10 protein-coding genes are annotated in these 18903 nt (G+C 31.6%); 2 read left to right on the forward strand and 8 right to left on the reverse strand.

All coding sequences use genetic code 11. The features are described from left to right. Nucleotide 1: 1 nt before the first annotated feature. Nucleotides 2-1861 (reverse strand): molecular chaperone HtpG, encoded by a 1860-nt coding sequence (htpG, locus tag IPK88_05365; protein MBK8242833.1) that lies wholly within the window; start codon nucleotides 1859-1861, stop codon nucleotides 2-4. Between the two features lie 319 nt (nucleotides 1862-2180). Next, a complete protein-coding gene (locus tag IPK88_05370) occupies nucleotides 2181-3164 on the reverse strand; it encodes an Omp28-related outer membrane protein (protein MBK8242834.1) in 984 nt (327 codons plus the stop codon). A gap of 111 nt (nucleotides 3165-3275) precedes the next feature. Between IPK88_05370 and IPK88_05375 the strand changes: the two genes are divergently transcribed. Continuing rightward, nucleotides 3276-6755: a hypothetical protein gene (locus IPK88_05375; GenBank protein ID MBK8242835.1), complete on the forward strand. Its 3480-nt coding sequence runs from the start codon at nucleotides 3276-3278 to the stop codon at nucleotides 6753-6755. Between the two features lie 175 nt (nucleotides 6756-6930). Further along, nucleotides 6931-10569, forward strand: a complete 3639-nt coding sequence (locus tag IPK88_05380) for a T9SS type A sorting domain-containing protein (protein MBK8242836.1) — start codon at nucleotides 6931-6933, stop codon at nucleotides 10567-10569. A 66-nt stretch (nucleotides 10570-10635) separates the two neighbouring features. Here IPK88_05380 and IPK88_05385 read toward each other — a convergent pair whose 3' ends face one another. The 6 genes from IPK88_05385 to secA form a co-directional block, all read right to left on the reverse strand. Beyond that, complete coding sequence (locus IPK88_05385) at nucleotides 10636-11172, reverse strand: RNA polymerase sigma factor (protein MBK8242837.1); 537 nt, start codon at nucleotides 11170-11172, stop codon at nucleotides 10636-10638. Between the two features lie 208 nt (nucleotides 11173-11380). Then, nucleotides 11381-12487, reverse strand: coding sequence for an LptF/LptG family permease (locus IPK88_05390; GenBank protein ID MBK8242838.1), 1107 nt, complete (start codon nucleotides 12485-12487; stop codon nucleotides 11381-11383). Next, nucleotides 12487-13617 (reverse strand): tRNA guanosine(34) transglycosylase Tgt, encoded by a 1131-nt coding sequence (gene tgt / locus IPK88_05395; GenBank protein ID MBK8242839.1) that lies wholly within the window; start codon nucleotides 13615-13617, stop codon nucleotides 12487-12489. The genes IPK88_05390 and tgt overlap by 1 nt, the downstream gene beginning before the upstream one ends. A gap of 9 nt (nucleotides 13618-13626) precedes the next feature. Beyond that, nucleotides 13627-15012, reverse strand: coding sequence for a rod shape-determining protein RodA (gene rodA, locus IPK88_05400; GenBank protein ID MBK8242840.1), 1386 nt, complete (start codon nucleotides 15010-15012; stop codon nucleotides 13627-13629). A 42-nt stretch (nucleotides 15013-15054) separates the two neighbouring features. After that, nucleotides 15055-15444 carry a hypothetical protein gene (locus IPK88_05405; GenBank protein MBK8242841.1) on the reverse strand — a complete coding sequence of 130 codons (390 nt, stop codon included), beginning with the start codon at nucleotides 15442-15444 and terminating at the stop codon, nucleotides 15055-15057. 45 nt (nucleotides 15445-15489) lie between these two features. After that, nucleotides 15490-18804, reverse strand: coding sequence for a preprotein translocase subunit SecA (gene secA / locus IPK88_05410; GenBank protein MBK8242842.1), 3315 nt, complete (start codon nucleotides 18802-18804; stop codon nucleotides 15490-15492). Between the last annotated feature and the right edge of the window lie 99 nt (nucleotides 18805-18903).

Genomic DNA, 18903 nt, shown 5'->3' on the forward strand with positions numbered 1-18903 from the left:
TTTACAATTGGCTCAATCGTTGTTTGATAAATTGAGTTAAATCGTTTCCATTTAACATGTGCTGTTCCAATAATGCCAATTGAAATAAATAAGAAGCCATTTCACTTTTCTCTTCTTCAGTTTTACTATCTATTAATTTCTTGGCTACCAATGGGTTATTTGAATTCACTATGGCAGTATAACTTTCTTTAAACAAATCTTCACCATCTCCCTTCATCATGTGCATCATTTGCTGCATCTCAGACATTCTTCGCATAAATTCGGGGCGTACCAATTGAACGGGTGGGTCGTTTGGTGACAAGGCTTTAATTTGTGTATCCTGGGCTTTATTCAATTGTATTCCTTTAAATAATTCTTTAAGTTTGTTTTGGTCATCTTCAGATAAAACCGATTCTATTTTTTCGTCTCTCTCAATGAGTAAATCAACAGAATCAGAATCAATTCGCTTGAAGGATAATTCAAACTTATACTCCAAATGTTGAATGAAATGATTATCAATAATATGATCTAAAACAAGAACTTCATAGGATCTTTCTTTACATTGTTCTTGCGCAGAATAATATTTTTTAAGGTCATTGGTATAAAGAGCAATATGTCGGTTATTTTTATCTACTTGAAGTGTTTTAGTTTTTTCTTTGAACTCTTCTAAGGTAAAAAAATGATTATCAACATTTTTTATTAATGCATATGAAATGGCTTTTTCTGCAAATTTTTCATCAGATATAATTCCATATTTAATAAACGTACCGATATCTTCCCATTTTTTTTCAAAATCAACTCTATCATTCTTGAATAAATCACCTAATTTTTCTGCGACTTTCTTAGTAATGTATCCAGTAATTTTTCGAACATTTGAATCGGTTTGTAAATAGGATCTTGATACATTCAAAGGAATATCTGGTGAGTCAATTACACCATGGAGCAACATCAAAAATTCTGGTACGATCTCCTTGACATCATCAGTTACAAAAACTTGATTACAATATAAATGAATTTTATTTTTTTGAATTTCAAATTGATTTTTAATTTTAGGAAAATATAATATTCCTGTCAAATTAAAAGGATAATCTATATTTAAATGAATCCAGAACATCGGATCTCCAGCATATGGATATAACTCATTATAAAAATCCTTGTATTCCTGATCCGAAATTTCAGCTGGTGATTTTTTCCAAAGTGGATTAGGATTGTTAATAATATTTGGAATTTCAATTTCTTGTTCTACCTCGCCTTCTTTTATTTTTTCTTTAGTAGTTCCAAGTTGAATAGGTATTGGTAAAAATTTACAAAATTTTTCAAGTAAAGTTGCCAACCGTTGATTTTCTAAATACGTTTGACATTCTTCGTTTAAGAATAAAATGATATCTGTACCTCGTTCCGTTTTTTCCACATTTTCAATAGTATAATCCGTTTCTCCATTACAGGTCCACTTTACCCCAACACTATTTTCCTTATACGATTTAGTTACAACTTCTACCTTATCTGATACCATAAAGGCAGAGTAAAAACCCAAACCGAAATGTCCAATGATACTAGCCTCATCTTTATATTTATCCATGAATTCTTGTGCAGAAGAAAAAGCAACCTGGTTTAAATATTTGTTTACTTCCTCTTCAGTCATTCCAATCCCCCGGTCACGAATTGTCAATGTTTTAGCTTCAGTGTCCGAGATAATTTCAATGTTTAAATTGGTCAATTCACCCTTGACTTCACCTCTATTGGAAAGGGTTTTGAGTTTTGTAGTGGCATCCACTGCATTGGAAATTAACTCTCTTAGAAATATTTCTTGTTCAGAATAAAGAAATTTTTTAATAATTGGAAAAATATTTTCTGACTGTACTGAAATTTTACCTGATTGCATATCTAATAATTTTATTCTATTAGGGCTAGTCAAAGGATGTGCCATACTAGAAATATATGACATAATGACAAAGATTGAATGGTATTACCTCAGTTTGTCATGAATAATTACCATTCCATTACTTTTTTAGTTGATTTGTAATAGAATCTGGTATAAAATAATCTGACTTAATCTTATCGATTTTCAGTAATTTGACTCTAATAGGACTTAACTAAAGTGAAATCATTGAATATTACTACATTCACAATATCCATGTTTTAAACATAAAAAAAGCCCAACTGTAAACAATCGGGCTTAATATTTTACTTAATACTATCGCCTAATCTTTGACCCAACGTTTGGTCGTCTTAAGGTTACCACTTTGGATTCTTACTAAATACATTCCTTTCTTATAATTAGAAACCAAAACATCAAGTCTGTTTGAATTTGTAGGTAAATATCCATGTTCAATGGTTTGTCCCATAATATTGGATATTATATATTCACCAGTTATTGGTCTGTCTAATTGCAACACCAAATTTTGTTTGACTGGATTAGTCAAAATTTGAAAATTAGTATAAATTGGCGAACTTACAGAACTTGTAATGTCGAATTTATTCCCAGAGTTCATCACTTCTTTAGTGTTAATATTTTGAACCCATACTAACACATACATTTGAGATTCCACCCAAGTAGGATCTATGTTTAAATTATAATTCAAATTGATCACTCCACCTGCCTCGGCCAAATTAATTACATCTCCATCAGCTGAACTTACAAACTTCCGGAAAACATTTTGGTGCACTTTTTCTCCATTTTGAGCATTAAAATTGAGAACCTTTTCAAGGGCAGCTGCATAAATTTTGTAAGTACCAGCGGGTTTATTCCCCAATGTAAGGACTTCTACAGAAATTGAACGATTACTGGTCCCCGTTTCTTTAACAATTAGTTGAATTGGAGAAGTTTTACCTAACTCACTATTTAAATATGCTGCATTAACTGAGCTTGCTGATTTTGATGTTAATCCATTAACAACAATAGTTGGCGTAGAAGAAACACTATAGTAATTTGCTCTTAAAGAATTCTCTGTCTTATTGGCATTATACAACGGGCACTGATTATATGGAAATGAAGGGTGAATAGTCATGTGATGGTAATTACCTTCATAATTTTTTAAAACAGAATAAAACTTAGGGTTTTGGGAACCACAAATACTGCACCAGGTATTTGTAAAGTGTTCCATAAAAATATAACGCTTAGCTTGTGCGTTAATAAATAGAACACTTAAAACAAGTATAATTAGGAGTGATAGACGTTTAATCATAATATGAATTTCCTTATAATTACAAAGGTATGCATTAATCATCTGCAAAAATAAATTTTAACATATATAATTTATTATTAATATATAAAATAGTTGTTGATCTTTGACGCTGTGAATAGACTTCTAACTAAATTTAGTATACAATGGATAGGCCTTGGGCTTTGCCTCTTTAATTTAAATTCCTATGTATACTCACAAATCAATCCACAAAAAATCATCAAAATACCATTTTCAGATACATTGTTTCTAGGAGACAGTCTATGGATCTATTCTGATAATTTAGAAGTTTATAAAGATACAGATACTTTGCCTTTGAATAAAAGCAACTACCAATTTGTTGATAATACATTGTATTTCAATAATTTAGTGGATGTAGATACCTTACGTGTACAATTTAGAACGATACCGGTTCGTATAAATAAACCCTATTTCTTATATGATTCCAACCTTCACCAATCTAATATAATTCCAGAGTATGCTTTGCAAGGCATAGAATTAAAAAGAAGCAGAGATTGGTGGGATAATTCAGATATTGATTATTCCGGTAATTATTCTCGTGGATTCTCAATTGGAAATAATCAATCACTTGTTCTCAATTCATCCTTGAACCTTCAACTAAGTGGCGATTTAGGTGATGGTATTAAACTAACCGGCGCCATATCTGATAACCAAATTCCCGTTCAACCAGAAGGTAATACCCGTCAAATTCAAGAATTCGATAGGTTATTTATTCAACTTAAAAAAAATCAATTTTCCCTAACAGCTGGTGATATTGAAATCAACAAACCTTATGGTTATTTTCAAAATTATGATAAACGTTCTAAAGGTGGACTTTTAGAATATGCACATACCAAGCATTCGCTCCAATTTAAACATAAAGCAGCTATCGGAATCTCTAAAGGCAAATTCAATCGTTTCGAATTGAAAGTAAAGAATGGTAACCAAGGACCTTATCGACTCAATGGTCGGGATGGTGAATCATTTATTATTATTCTTGCCGGAACTGAGAAGGTTAGCCTAGATGGCCAAATCTTGATTAGAGGGGATGATGCAGATTATATTATTGACTACAACCTAGGTGAAATAAAATTTACGACACGTCGCTTGGTCACCGATCAATCTCGCATTGTTATTGAATATGAATACTCTGATCAAAATTATTTAAGATCAATTTATGTCTATCAAGGTTCTGTTTCAAAAGGTGGGTGGAATGGATTTTTCAATGTATTTAATGAAAAAGATAGTAAAAAACCTGCTATAGCTACAGATCTGGATTCATTAGATCAACACATTTTGCAATTAAGTGGAGACAATTATAATTCTGCCGTCCGATCAAGTATTGTTAAAGCCGGATTAAATTTTTCATTAAACAGAGTCTATTATAGAATTGTGGATACGGTAATTGTTATTCAAGGAAAAAACACACCATTCAAAATATTAGTCTTCGATTCAATGGCAGACAGTTCTGCATATCAAGCTACTTTCACAGATTTAGGGCCGGGGAAAGGTCAATATAATTTAAAATTAACCAATGCCAATGGTCGTGTTTATGAATGGGTTGGAGTTGATCCTATAACTGGAAAACCATTAGGAGCTTATGATCCATCTACTCCGTTAATAGCTCCTAGAAGTCAAACGCTACTATCTGCTGGTTTAAATTATGTTTCAAAAAAGAAAGCTTCATTAAGACTTGAAATTTCTAATTCAATTTTAGATAAAAACAGAATTTCGAATGTTGACGATGAAGACAATAATGGCTTAGCGAGTCTGATCGATTTGAATTCCCCAATTTGGAAATTCAAAAAATCAACGATCCAAATTCAAACCAATTATGAATTTCTAAATCAACGGTTTGTACCATTAAACCCATTTCGAAATACTGAATACAGTCGCGATTGGAATATAAAAAACTTAACTCAGGTTAATGAGCATTTATCCTCCACTTCTGCTATTTATAAATTTGGAAATCTTATAAAATTGGATTATACGTTTAAAGTTTATGAAAGAATGAATCAATATAATGGAATTAGACATTTATCTAATTTATCCTGGATGGATAGTTTAAATCTTTTATCTGTTAAATTTGATTATTTACAAACCAATACAATGGATGAACAAACCAAGTTTATAAGACCAGGAATTCAATATCAACGTTTTATAAATAAAAAATGGACTATAATATCAGCCTTTGATCAAGAAAAAAATACTCAAAACATCAATAGTTCTGATAGTTTATTGCCAACTAGTTTTTATTTTAATCAAGGTAAAGTTGGTGTTCAATTTCAAAACGATAAATTGTGGTTAGGTAAGGTAGAATTTAAACACAGAACCGATTACTCGATCATAACTAATAAATTCTCACCATTTAGTAATTCTGATGAAGTAGTAATAAGCAGTACTATCCCAAAATCAAAGACTGGAATCTGGGATGCACAGTTTAGTGGACGTAATATTCACTACAATTCAAAAGAAATCAATGATTCACTAAGTCAATTTTACTTTTTAAGTCAATTAGAACATACGCTGTCTTTATTAAAAAATGGCTTAAGAATAAAAAATATATACTCAGTTCAATCTGGTGTAGAGCAAAGACAAGAATTCATATTTTTACAAGTTCAACCTGGACAAGGAGAATATATATATCTCGATACAAACCATGATGGGATTCGTCAGATCAATGAATATTTTTTATCGACCAACAATGATACGGCCCAATATATCAGGCAACAAACTTTCAATTCAGATTTTATTCAAATTTATCAATCAAGTTTAAATCAAATCATTAGTCTCGATGGCGCCAAATTATTTATCAATAAAAACCAACATTATTTGTTAAAAAAACTTTCCTTTGATTCTCAATTACGTTTTATCAATAAAGTAGATCAAAATAGTCCATTTAAACAACAAATTAATCCTTTCTCAAATCAAGATTCAAGTTCCATTTCATTTCAAAATTTTTTGCACCAACAATTTTTCATAAATAGGGCAAATCCTATCTATGAAATCCAATATTCTCGTATACAAAACAATCAACGTAACTTATTAATTTCCGGTACAGATGAACATTCTGGTAGAGAAAATAATTTAAAAATGAGATGGACCATCAAGCAAAAATTTGACCTTATAGGATTAGGTGCAATTAAATATGAACATAAAAATACGCCTTCATATGAGCTGCAAAACTATATAATCAATACAAACAGATTGGAAGCAGGGATAAATTTTAGACCTACTAATAATTACAAATTTCAAATTAACTATTTAATCAAGAAAGCTGAAGAAAAAATGTTTACTTATGAAACAGCTACGATAAATCAATGGTCTTTCAATACGAATCTATCATGGAAAAGAAAACTTTCTATAAGAACTGAGATCAAATGGATTCAAATCCATTATCAGGGTCAGGCTGGCAATGCAGTAGAATATATAATGCTTGAAGGCTTTAAAGATGGAAATAATGGATCTTGGGATTTGAATATCGATTATCGATTATCTGAATTAATTACCCTACAATTGGGATATTCGGGTCGGAAAACCGCAATATCCGATCCTTTACATACCGGAAGAGCTATGATGCGTGCTACATTTTAAAATAATTCTTATTAATTTAAAAAAACTCATGAATTCATATATACACAAGCACATTTCAAACGTTTTGTGAGTTGAGAATTGAATAATGTTTGGATCTCTTTTGTTCCTATTTTGAAAATTCACTAAGTTATTGTTTTTCAATGATTATTTTTGTAGCCATTTAAACCTAAAATTTATGAAAAAAAGCTTTACTTTTCTTTTAACACTTGTTTTCATTGTAAGCCTTAGCGCTCAACAACCCTCATGGATGACATATGAGGAAACTAAACCATTGAAAAGCGGTACGATAAACTATTTAAAATCTTATAAAGCATATTCTGTTGATCATTTACAATTAAATAAATATTTAAGGGATGAAATTCCTGAACAGAATATTACCGGAAGAACCCGAATGATTGAATTACCTATGCCAAATGGAAAATTGAACCATTTCCAAATAATGAAATCACCCGTTATGGAACCAGAATTGGCAGCAAAATATCCTGAAATTCAGACTTTTTGTGGAACTGACGGTATAAACTATATTAGAATTTGTATTACTCCTACAAGTTTTAAAGCTTTTGTGCTAACTCCAAGTGGTGATGTTATCATTGAATCTGTTTCTCCACAATCTGTAAATCATTACATTTCCTATTTTGCTTCTGATATTGATATGGACTTTAATCTACCTGAATTACGTTGTGGTGTAACCCATGAGAATAAAGTTGAAAATTCTTACGAATCAACTGACAAACTTGCGGAATTAGCCCAATCTGTTCTTGGAAATCGACCTGTTGTTTTGCGTAAATTAAGAATAGCCATTGCTTGTACAGGCGAATGGGGTTCAAGATCTAATTTAGGTGGTGGAACAGTAGCTAATGGTCTTGCCAAAATGGCTGAAGCATTAACTTATGCCAATGCCGTTTATGAGAAAGACTTTGCCATACATCTTGATATGGTATCTGGAAATGATCGAATAGTGTTTTTAGATCCTGATACTGACCCATATAATGATTTTGAAAGTATGGGTGGAATTTTATTGGGTATAAATTCTAGTGTTACTAATTCAAGAATTGGACCGAATTTTTATGAATTTGGTCATGTATTCCATACTTCATGTTCCGACGTTGGTGGAATAGCATCGTTATCTTCCGTTTGTTCACCAACAGGCAAGGGTGCTGGTGTTACATGTTGGTACGATCCCGATGTGGCCTATGTAGCTCAGCGTATCTTCTGCCATGAAATGGGCCATCAGTTTTCTGCAGAACACACATTCTCAAATTGTAATAATGGTGTTAGTTCACAAAAATATGAACCGGGCAGCGGAACCACTATCATGTCATATAGTGGACTTTGTGGTGCTACAAACATTCAAGGGGGAGGACCTCCACATCCGAATTTTTTCCATGCTAATTCATTACAAGAAGTCATTTCTTTCACTCGAAATGTAATTACATGTGGTGTGAGCGAAAATACTACCAATACCTATCCGGTTCCTGAAATATTAACTAAACAAGGCTTGTATCTTCCAATTTCAACACCTTTTGAATTAAAAGGACGAGCAACAGATATGGAAGATACTTCGCTTACTTACAGTTGGGAACAATTTGATAACGGTCCTTATGGTGATCAACTTGGTGCAGTATCTGAAACAGGACCATTATTTAAGGTGCTCTTTCCAAGTAAAGACCCAAATAGGGTTTTACCTAATTGGAATGCCATAATTAATTTTGACAATGTAGACAATAGGGAAGTTTTACCTCGAAATACTCGTAATCTAACTTTTAGATATGTGGTTCGGGATAATCACCCTGGGGCAGGAGGAAGTAGCTGGGAACAACTCAATCTAAAAGTAACTGAAGATGCCGGTCCTTTTAAGGTTAGTTTTCCAAATGTATTAGCAGATAAATTAATCAAAGGTGTTTGTAATCTAATTACATGGGATGTTGCAAATACCAATAAATCGCCTGTTAATTGTCAAAAAGTAGACATACTTTTTTTCAAAGGTCGCGATTATAATAATCCCATCATTCTAAAATCTAATACTGAAAACGATGGAAGTGAATTTGTGGACATTCCAAATGATTTAGCAACAAATTCAAAAGTAAGGGTGATCATCAAATCCGCAGACAATATATTTTTCGATATTTCAGATATCGATATTTCAATTGTTGAATCTACAACACCAAAAGTACAATTTGGCGTAGCACCAAATCTCGTCAATGTATGTTTACCAGATAACGCTAACATTTTAATTAAGACCTGTTCTTTTGGAGGATTTACCGGTGATCTAAATTTATTCATTGAAAGCGGTCTTCCTCAGGGATCAACTTATCAATTTGCTAAAAATAATTTAGGTCCAACAGACGAAACTAACTTGTTAATTAATTTAAATAATCTTACATCCAAAGGCAATTTTGATGTAGTTATTGCGGCTATAACTCCAAATGGAGATACATTAAGGGATCATGTAATCATTTCTGCTATTAAAAATGATTTTACAGATCAAAAATTAGTTTGGCCTTTAAATGGATCAAAAAATAATTTGGAAATTCCATATTTTAAATGGGTAAAAAGTATCAATGCTGATGCATATGATTTTGAAATTGCCACATCACCAACATTTGGAAACACAATTGTTTATTCTCAAAAAGGAATATTAAATGATTCCATTAGACCAAATATAGTATTACAGGAAAATACAATATATTATTGGAGATTATTTTCATCTAACTTTTGTGGAAGTAATACCGCTTCTGAAATTTCAGTTTTTCAAACTGTTAATAAAAAATGTACTCAAGTTCCGTATGAAGGAAATCCAGTTGACTTATTTTCAAATTCTACAAGATCAGCTGTATCTACTGTAAATACAAGTGGTCAAATATCTGATGTCAATGTAAATAATGTTAGAATTAATGCAGACGGAGTAAGCGATGTTAGCCTAACATTGATAAGTCCAAAAGGGACTCGTGTAAATTTATTTAACTATAATTGTGCAAATAGTTTAGATTTTGATTGTTCCTTTGATGACGAAGCAGTATCCGGTATTAGTTGCCCACCAACAAATAAAAAAAGAATGCGGGCATGGGAAAAATTAAATAAATTTAAAGGAGAAGACGTTAAAGGCGATTGGACACTTGAAGCAACTGCAAAATCATCATTAAGATCAATTGGAAGGATCAATAATTTTGAAATAGAATATTGTGCTGATTTGAATATCGTTTCACCAATTTTAATAAATAATGGACCATTACAATTAAATGTAAGTGAGACTAAAGTTATAGATAGTCCATTATTACTTTCTCAGGATGCAGATAATACAGCTGATCAATTAACTTATACCCTGGTTTCACCAACTAATCATGGTTCACTTAAATTGAATGGAGTGGCATTTCCAGTGCTTTTAAGTTATGGTAGTACGTTTACTCAAAAAGATATCGATAGTGGAAAAATTTCGTATTCACATGATGGATCATCAAATAAATCGGATGAGTTTTCATTTATAGTAAGTGATGGTACTGGAGGATGGTTAGGGATTGCTGTATTTAAAATAAATATTGGACCTGTAAGTACAAAAGATCATAAAGATAATTTAGATATACTTATTTATCCTAATCCATCTAAGGGAGTTCTTTCGATTGTAGCAAATGAAATGGTTTATGGCAACACCAATTTGAAATTAATGAATAGTCAAGGAAAGGTATTAGTCAATAAAAATGTAATATTTCAAAAATCAACTGAACTTAATTTAACTTCATTGGAAAATGGAATATATTTCCTTGAACTAAAAAATGGAAATTCTAAAATTACTAAAAAATTAATTTTACAGAAGTAAAGTATTAATATAAAAAAAGGGGTACAAAATTAATTTTGTACCCCTTTTTTTATATTTTTAAATTTGTTAATTTTCCAAAATTGCTACCTCTTCGTAAATTTTATAATGGGATGTTATCATATTCTTAAGTGCTTTTCTGGCAAAGAATATTCTACTTTTTACAGTACCCAATGGCAAACTCAATTCATCCGCGATTTCCTGATATTTAAATCCATGAAAATATCTTAAAAATGGAATTCTTAATGCATCATCTAGACTATCAACCATTTCATTTAATTCGTGCATCATGATATCAGATTCAGCACTATTTAATATAGAATTATTAAGTGAATTAAGATAATATTGATTCTCACTATTATCATTAACTATACCGCCTTTCATTTTTCGGCGATAGTTATTGATAAAAATATTTTTCATAATGGTTATCAACCATGCCTTGAAATTGGTGCCAGGTTGAAATTTATCCCTATTCGAAAGGGCTCTAAAGGCCGTCTCTTGATACAAATCTTTTGCATCTTCTGAATCTCGGGTCAAACTAAACGCAAAATTATGAAGCGTTTGAGTTTGCTGATCAAAATGATTGAAGAACTCTACTGTCGACATGTTAAAAATTTTGTCAAATTTAATCTTTTGTTTAATGATTTTAAATACTTTATTAAACAAAATTTTGTTAATATTTTATAAAATTACTTGAATTTAACCTATTGCATTGATTATCAGCTAAATAATATATAATGGCTTTTATTCAAATGGCTCTGAACTTTCAATTTAAACTGAAATTTCAACAATAGTACAATTAATATTCAACGTTTTACTTTTGCGCCTTATTATATAAATAAAGTGCAACAAATGAAAATACAAAATTTGGAATCCATACAGCCACAATAGGTGGCATTATTTCATTGTTGGCAAAAGTAAGCGATAATTTAGATAAAAAAATGAAAACAACCCCTAAAATGATACCAAATGCCAGATGCAATCCTAATCCTCCCCTAACTTTTCTTGTTGCAATACAAGCACCAATAATACTTAAAATAAGTGTGGTAAAAGGATCAGCTGTTCTTCTGTGTTTTTCAACTTCATACAATCTAGTAATTCCTGAACCTTTTTCTTGTTCACGAATAATAAATTGGTTTAATTCTGCCGTTGGCATCATATCCTTCTTATTGGTTAAAATTACAAAATCCGATACCTGTAAGTTGATAGAACTATCCAGTTTTTCACCCCTAAAAACATCAAAAGTTTCAGAACTATCTATAAAAGTCCTTATTTCATAGTCACTAATTTCCCAAATATGAGGTAGTGATTTCCATTTTATTTGTCTTGCCGTTAATATTTGAACTACTTTAGTGTCTTCGTATTTCCTTAGTTGAAAATCGGTCCCACTTGAATCATATACTTGAAAATAATGGATAAATGCTTCAACATTAGGAGCAACATAAATGTGTACATTTTTATCTTTTTGATAAATGTTACCTGATTTTATATATTTATTTTCAAAATTCTTCAATGTCTTATTGCCTCTTGGAACCACGATGTGATTGCCAATTAAATGTATCAACGTAAAAAGAGATGCAGCCAAAACAAAGGGTTTCAAGATTCGTTTAAACGAAATTCCTGCACTTAGCATTGGAATGATTTCTGTCTGATCAGCCATTCTGGCGGTAAAAAAAATCACCGTTATTAATGCATACAATGGGAATAACAAGGAGTTAATCCAAGGAATAAAATTGAAATAATAATCTCTGGTGATTTCCCAAAATCCTATATTCTTAGATATAAATTTTTCAATTCTTTCAGCTAAATCAAATACTACTGCAACCACAGATAATAAAATAAGCGTAAACAGAAATGTCGTCACATATTTTCCTATGATATAACGATCTAATATGGACAATTTAAATAATCCCTTAATCATTATAATCTTCTTGTTATCTTGGAAAGAATCTCGTCTTTCCAAATTGTAAAATTATTCTTAAGTATTTCTTCCCTAGCCGAATTAACCAACCACAAATAAAAAGATAAATTTTGCAAACTTGCCAACTGGGACCCAAGCATTTCACCAGACATGAATAAATGACGTAAATAAGCCTTGGAATGCACTTGACTTGTTACTAATCCTAGTTCTTCGTCTAATGGACTAAAATCATCCTTCCATTTTTTATTTCTAATATTAATTATGCCCTGACTCGTATAAATAATTCCATGCCTTCCATTACGTGTTGGTAAGACACAATCAAAAAAATCGATTCCTAATGCAATACATTCTAGTATATTTCTTGGAGTTCCAACGCCCATTAAATATCTCCCACTCTCAGGCAGAAGAACATCTGTACATATATCTACATATTTATATAAATCCTCTTCAGGTTCTCCTACTGACAATCCTCCAATTGCATAAATGGGACATTGATATTGATTATTAAATAATATTGATTCCCTTCTTAAATCTTCAAACAATGATCCTTGAGCTATTGGAACAAATATTTGATCATGCTGATAGATGGGTTGTGTTCGTTCCATTTGAATGATACCTCGCTCTAACCAATTTTTAGTAATTTTTAAGGACTTCTCTGCATATTTTCTTGTACAGGGATACGGCGTACATTCATCAAGGGCCATCATGATATCAGAACCAATAATTCGTTGAATATCAACTACAGATTCAGGTGTAAAGAATTGTTTCGAGCCATCTATATGCGAAAAAAAAGTAACACCTTCGTTTGTAATTTTTCTGCGAGAGCTTAATGAAAATATTTGATATCCTCCACTGTCTGTTAAAAGTGGTTTATCCCAATTTATAAATTTGTGAATCCCACCAGCTTTGGCCATAATATCCATACCTGGTCTTAAAAATAAATGATACGTATTTGCTAGAATAATTTGAGCCCTGACTTGATCTTTTAACTCTTTTTGATGTACACCTTTGACAGTTCCTAGTGTACCAACTGGCATAAAAATAGGAGTTTCAATACTTCCATGATCAGTAATCAATGTTCCTGCTCTGGCCTTTGAATGAGGATCTTTATGGTTTAAATTAAATTGAATCATACTTATTTACTTCGTCTGCATTCGAATAAAAACACCTAACATTAATGAAAAACCAATTAATGATGAGCCCCCTTTACTTATAAATGGCAATGGAATTCCAATAATGGGCATTAACCCCAAGGTCATACCTATATTAATTAAAACATGTATAAAAATCAATCCCGCTAAACATATCCCAAAATGACTTATAAATTTATTTGATTCTTGTTCGCTTCGTTGCAGTATTCTCCATATTAGTAGGATATACAATAATATAACTATACTACTTCCAACAAAACCTTGCTCTTCTCCTATAGTGCTGAAAATAAAATCAGTTGATTGCTCAGGTACAAATTTTAACTTCGTCATATTTCCATTCATGAACCCCCTTCCAAAAAAACCACCCGAACCAATAGCAACTTTAGATTGTAGTACATTATACAAAGATCCTCTAGGATCACATTCCTCAGGTTTTAACCAAACTTTAATACGTTCTTGTTGATGAGCCTCCAAACCTTCAAATAATTTAATGGAACTTATCGCAAAAAGACATAAACCAATAATACCAATTGGCATGATAAATACCAATTTTTCTTGCCTGCCTTTCCATAATAATATTAGAGACAGTAGGAGTGCCCCAATAGCAAGGGATAGGCCTAATATTTGATTATATAAAATAAAAACAGTGAGAATAGTTATTACAGAAATAATTAATAAGGGCCATTGAAATTTAAAAGATTTAAAATAAAACCAGCTAAAAATAATAGCTAAAACCAATAATGAAAAAATAACAAAAATTAATGGAAAAATAAAAGTTGTAATAAAAACTATGATACATAAAATAAAAGCAAGATAAAAAAGCGGACTGAACCCTTCGATAAATAATAGGATAAAAAAAGAAAAAAACGTTAATGCGGATCCTGCATCAGGTTGTAATAAAATAAAAAATATTGGAGTAAAAATAATAAAAACTGAAATCCACAGATAACTTGTTGTTTTAAGATTTACTTTGAAGTAAGATAGAAAGCTAGACAAAGCTAATGCCGTTCCAAATTTTGCGATTTCAGCCGGTTGGAATGAAAAACCACCAAACACAAACCAAGCTTTTGCGCCTTTTATCTCACTTCCAAATATGAGTACTAAAAACAATAAAAATATACCTATACCGTAAAAAATATAAGCAAATGTGTGCCAAAACTTACTATTAATATACAAACTAGATAGAAAAACACTAACCGCTACTACAACATATATGGTTTGCTTGGTAATTGGAACTGAAGCATCTAAAAAATCTACTTCGACATTATAACTATACGTAGCAGCATAAATTGCGAACCAACCAATAATTAATAGACTGATATATATACCAATAATAATCCAATCATACCCACTTTTCCTATTGGAATTATACATTTATTAAAATCACAGTATTTATTAAATAAACGCTAATTATACTCATAATTCATCATAAGCTATTTTATCTATCGATAAAAAAGCAGTCGGAAATTTTTTCTTCACATTTTCCAATACAAATGCTGCATCATTTCGATTTGTAAAAGCCCCTGCTTTTAATTGATAATAAGGTTCCTTATAGTCCCATTTTACCTTATAGTTAAAATTTTTTTGAAACATGATTTTACTTTCTTCCATTTGCCTTCTATCAGCTGTTGATATAACTGTAATTCGCCATCCCGAAAAGTGAGTTATACTTCTGTTAATTCTAACATATTGATTCATTATACCTTTTATCTGTGGGTCCTCATTAACCTGAATTCCAGATTGAGCTATTAAACTTGAATCAACAAATGATAAAAATAAAATGATAAATAAGACTAAGCCTTTCATATTTAAATATTAATTCATCCTTAAAGTTAGTTAAAACAAAAGAAATTATTCCTGACCATGGCAATTTTTAAATTTTTTTCCACTTCCACATGGACAAGCATCATTTCTTCCGATCTTAGGACTTGTATTTCTAACGGTTTGTATTTGTGGAATTGATTCTCGACCTGCACGTTCTGCAGCACGTCTCATGTTTTCTTCTTCTACACTTTTATTGGTACGAACTTTACTCAAATCTGTTTTTTGTTGTTTTGCTTCGTGTACTTCCTGATTAATATTAATCATTAACTTCCCTTTGGATAAATAAGAAGTAATTTCTTGATTCATTTTATAAACTAATTGTTCGAAAAGTTTATAAGCTTCCATTTTATATATAACTAATGGGTCCTTTTGTTCGAATGATGCACTTTGAACAGATTCTTTTAACTCATCCATATTTCTTAAATGCTCTTTCCAATTCGAATCCAGTATACTTAATGCTATAGATTGTTCAATGTCTCGCATTATTGTAATTCCATTAGATTTAACAGTTCGTTCAAGCTCGGCTGCAATCGGTAGTGGTTCTCTTGTCTCATCAACATAGGGCACTACTATTCGTTGATACCTATGTCGCTCTTTATTATATACATCTTGGATAACAGGAAATAATATTTCTTTAATATGGCTCTCTTTCTGTCTATAAAAATTATAAAATTGATTGGTATATAAATTCGCCACTTCATGCTGTGATGATTCCAAAAAATAACTTGAATCTAATTCAGGTTCAAATCCTAACATTCCTATGGAATCATTTACAAATCCTTCATAATTATTGGATACCTTATTGTTTGTTACGATAGTTTCTAATGTGGAATTGAACATATAACTTAAATCTACCGCTAGACGATCACCATATAATGCATGATTGCGCTTTTTATAAATAGCTTCTCGCTGTATGTTCATGACATCATCATATTCCAACAATCGCTTTCTCATTCCAAAATTGTTTTCTTCAACCTTCTTTTGAGCTCGTTCAATTGATTTTGTCACCATAGAATGTTGCATTACTTCTCCCTCCTTGTGACCGAGCTTATCCATTATCCCTGTAATTCGATCTGAATTAAATAATCTCATTAAATTATCTTCAAAGGATACAAAAAATTGAGAAGAACCTGGATCTCCTTGTCTTCCAGCTCGACCTCTTAACTGTCTATCAACTCGTCTTGATTCATGTCGTTCGGTTCCTATAATGGCTAAACCACCGGCTTCTTTAACGGCATGTGAAATTTTAATATCCGTACCTCTACCTGCCATATTTGTTGCAATCGTTACCTTACCAGGATTTCCTGCTTCAGCAATAATTTCAGCTTCTCTTTGGTGCTGTTTTGCATTCAAAACATTATGTGAAATGCCCCTTAATTGCAGCATTCTACTTAATTTTTCAGATATATCTACTGAAGTCGTACCAACGAGCACCGGTCTACCTTCTAAAACACATTTTTCAATTTCTTCAATGACAGCATTAAATTTTTCTCGAGCAGTTTTGTAAACTAAATCTTCTCTATCATCACGAATGATTTTTCTGTTTGTAGGAATAACCACAACATCTAGCTTATATATTTGCCAAAATTCTCCTGCCTCGGTTTCAGCAGTACCTGTCATACCAGCTAATTTATGGTACATCCTAAAATAATTCTGCAAAGTAACGGTAGCATAAGTTTGGGTCAATTCACCAACTTTTACATTTTCTTTTGCTTCAAGGGCCTGATGTAAACCATCTGAATATCGCCTTCCTTCCAACATACGGCCTGTCCCCTCATCAACGATTTTAACGTCTCCATCAATAACCACATATTCTTCATCTTTTTCAAATAATGTATACGCTTTTAATAGTTGACTAACACAGTGCAATCGCTGTGACTTAATTGCATAATCATTTAATATTTTTTCTTTTTTTCTTGTGATTTCTTCTTTTGTAAATGACACATCCAAATCGATTTTATGCAATGCATCAGATAAATCAGGTATTATAAAAAAATTTGGATCTGATTCCCCTTTAGATAAATAATCTTCGCCACGAGCTGTCAAATCAACTTGTCGGTTTTTTTCATCAATGCTAAAAAGTAAAGGTTCATCTGCAGTTTTCATATGCTTGTTTTGTTCCTGCATATAAAAATTTTCGGTCTTCTGAAGAATATTACGAATTCCGTCTTCACTAAGGAATTTAATTAATGGCCTGGATTTCGGCATAGCTCTATAAGTTCTTAATAAAGCTAGACCCCCTTCGCCTTCTGCTTGCCCAATTTTACCTTCGGCAATTAATTTTTTGGCATCTATGAGAAATTGACTTGCTATTTTTCGTTGTTCGTTAATTAATCGTTCCACCTTAGGTTTCAAAGTATTATACTCTTCACTCTCATCGTTCAATTCTACAGGGCCTGATATTATTAAAGGGGTTCGGGCATCATCAATTAACACACTATCCACCTCATCAACCATTGCAAAATGGTGCTTCTTTTGAACTTTTTCTTCAACAGATCGCACCATATTATCCCTAAGATAATCAAATCCGAATTCATTATTTGTCCCATAAGTAATATCACATTCATAAGCTTTCCGCCTTTGAATTGAATGCGACTTGTACTTGTCTATACAGTCTACACTTAATTGTAGAAATTCAAATATTGGGCCAACCCATTCCGAGTCTCTTTTAGCCAAATAATCATTAACTGTTATGATATGCACCCCTTCAGCCGTCAAACCATTCAAATAAGCTGGCAGTGTAGCAACCAAAGTTTTTCCTTCACCAGTACCCATTTCAGCTATTTTTCCATCATGCAGTACCTTTCCACCTATAAGTTGGACATCATAATGTACCATATTCCAAGTTATCTCACCCCCAGCTGCGGTCCATTTATTGGCATATACTGCTTTCCCATCTGAAGTTAATTTAATATAATTTCTATCTATTGCTAATTCACGATCTTTATCTGTGGCTGTAACTTCAATTTCAGAATTATTTGTAAAACGAACAGCTGTTTCTTTAACAACTGCAAATGCTTCAGGTAAAATTTCAAGTAAAATTTCCTCAATTTGCTTATCACGTTCCTTATTCTGTTTATCGATTTCATTATATAGGTCTTCTTTATTGTGTATATCTGATTCTAATTCAGACCTTGTTTTTAGTTCATCTATATGATTGTCAATGTCCGTTAAATAGTCTTTTATACGACTTCGAAACTCCAAAGTTTTATTTCTTAATTGATCATTTGTCAATTCTGAATATTGATCTTGATAAGCGTTAATTTTATCAATGATCGGGCTGTATTCTTTAACATCACGGTCTTGTTTAGTTCCAAAGACCTTTTTTAGAAAATTAAACATAATAGTATAGGTATAAGATTTGCAAAAATAATGGAATATATGTTGCCAATTAGGATAAATATCTCATAAACCATACCATTAGATGGTTTATGACATAAT

This window comes from Candidatus Defluviibacterium haderslevense, assembly GCA_016712225.1.
In the GTDB taxonomy this organism is placed as follows: Bacteria; Bacteroidota; Bacteroidia; order Chitinophagales; family Saprospiraceae; genus Vicinibacter; species Vicinibacter haderslevensis.

Coding starts and splice junctions, on each gene's coding strand:
- IPK88_05370 (MBK8242834.1), bottom strand. CDS start 3,164: ATGATTAAACGTCTATCACTCCTAATTATACTTGTTTTAAGTGTTCTA.
- secA (MBK8242842.1), bottom strand. CDS start 18,804: ATGTTTAATTTTCTAAAAAAGGTCTTTGGAACTAAACAAGACCGTGAT.
- rodA (MBK8242840.1), bottom strand. CDS start 15,012: ATGTATAATTCCAATAGGAAAAGTGGGTATGATTGGATTATTATTGGT.
- IPK88_05380 (MBK8242836.1), top strand. CDS start 6,931: ATGAAAAAAAGCTTTACTTTTCTTTTAACACTTGTTTTCATTGTAAGC.
- IPK88_05390 (MBK8242838.1), bottom strand. CDS start 12,487: ATGATTAAGGGATTATTTAAATTGTCCATATTAGATCGTTATATCATA.
- IPK88_05385 (MBK8242837.1), bottom strand. CDS start 11,172: ATGTCGACAGTAGAGTTCTTCAATCATTTTGATCAGCAAACTCAAACG.
- htpG (MBK8242833.1), bottom strand. CDS start 1,861: ATGCAATCAGGTAAAATTTCAGTACAGTCAGAAAATATTTTTCCAATT.
- IPK88_05405 (MBK8242841.1), bottom strand. CDS start 15,444: ATGAAAGGCTTAGTCTTATTTATCATTTTATTTTTATCATTTGTTGAT.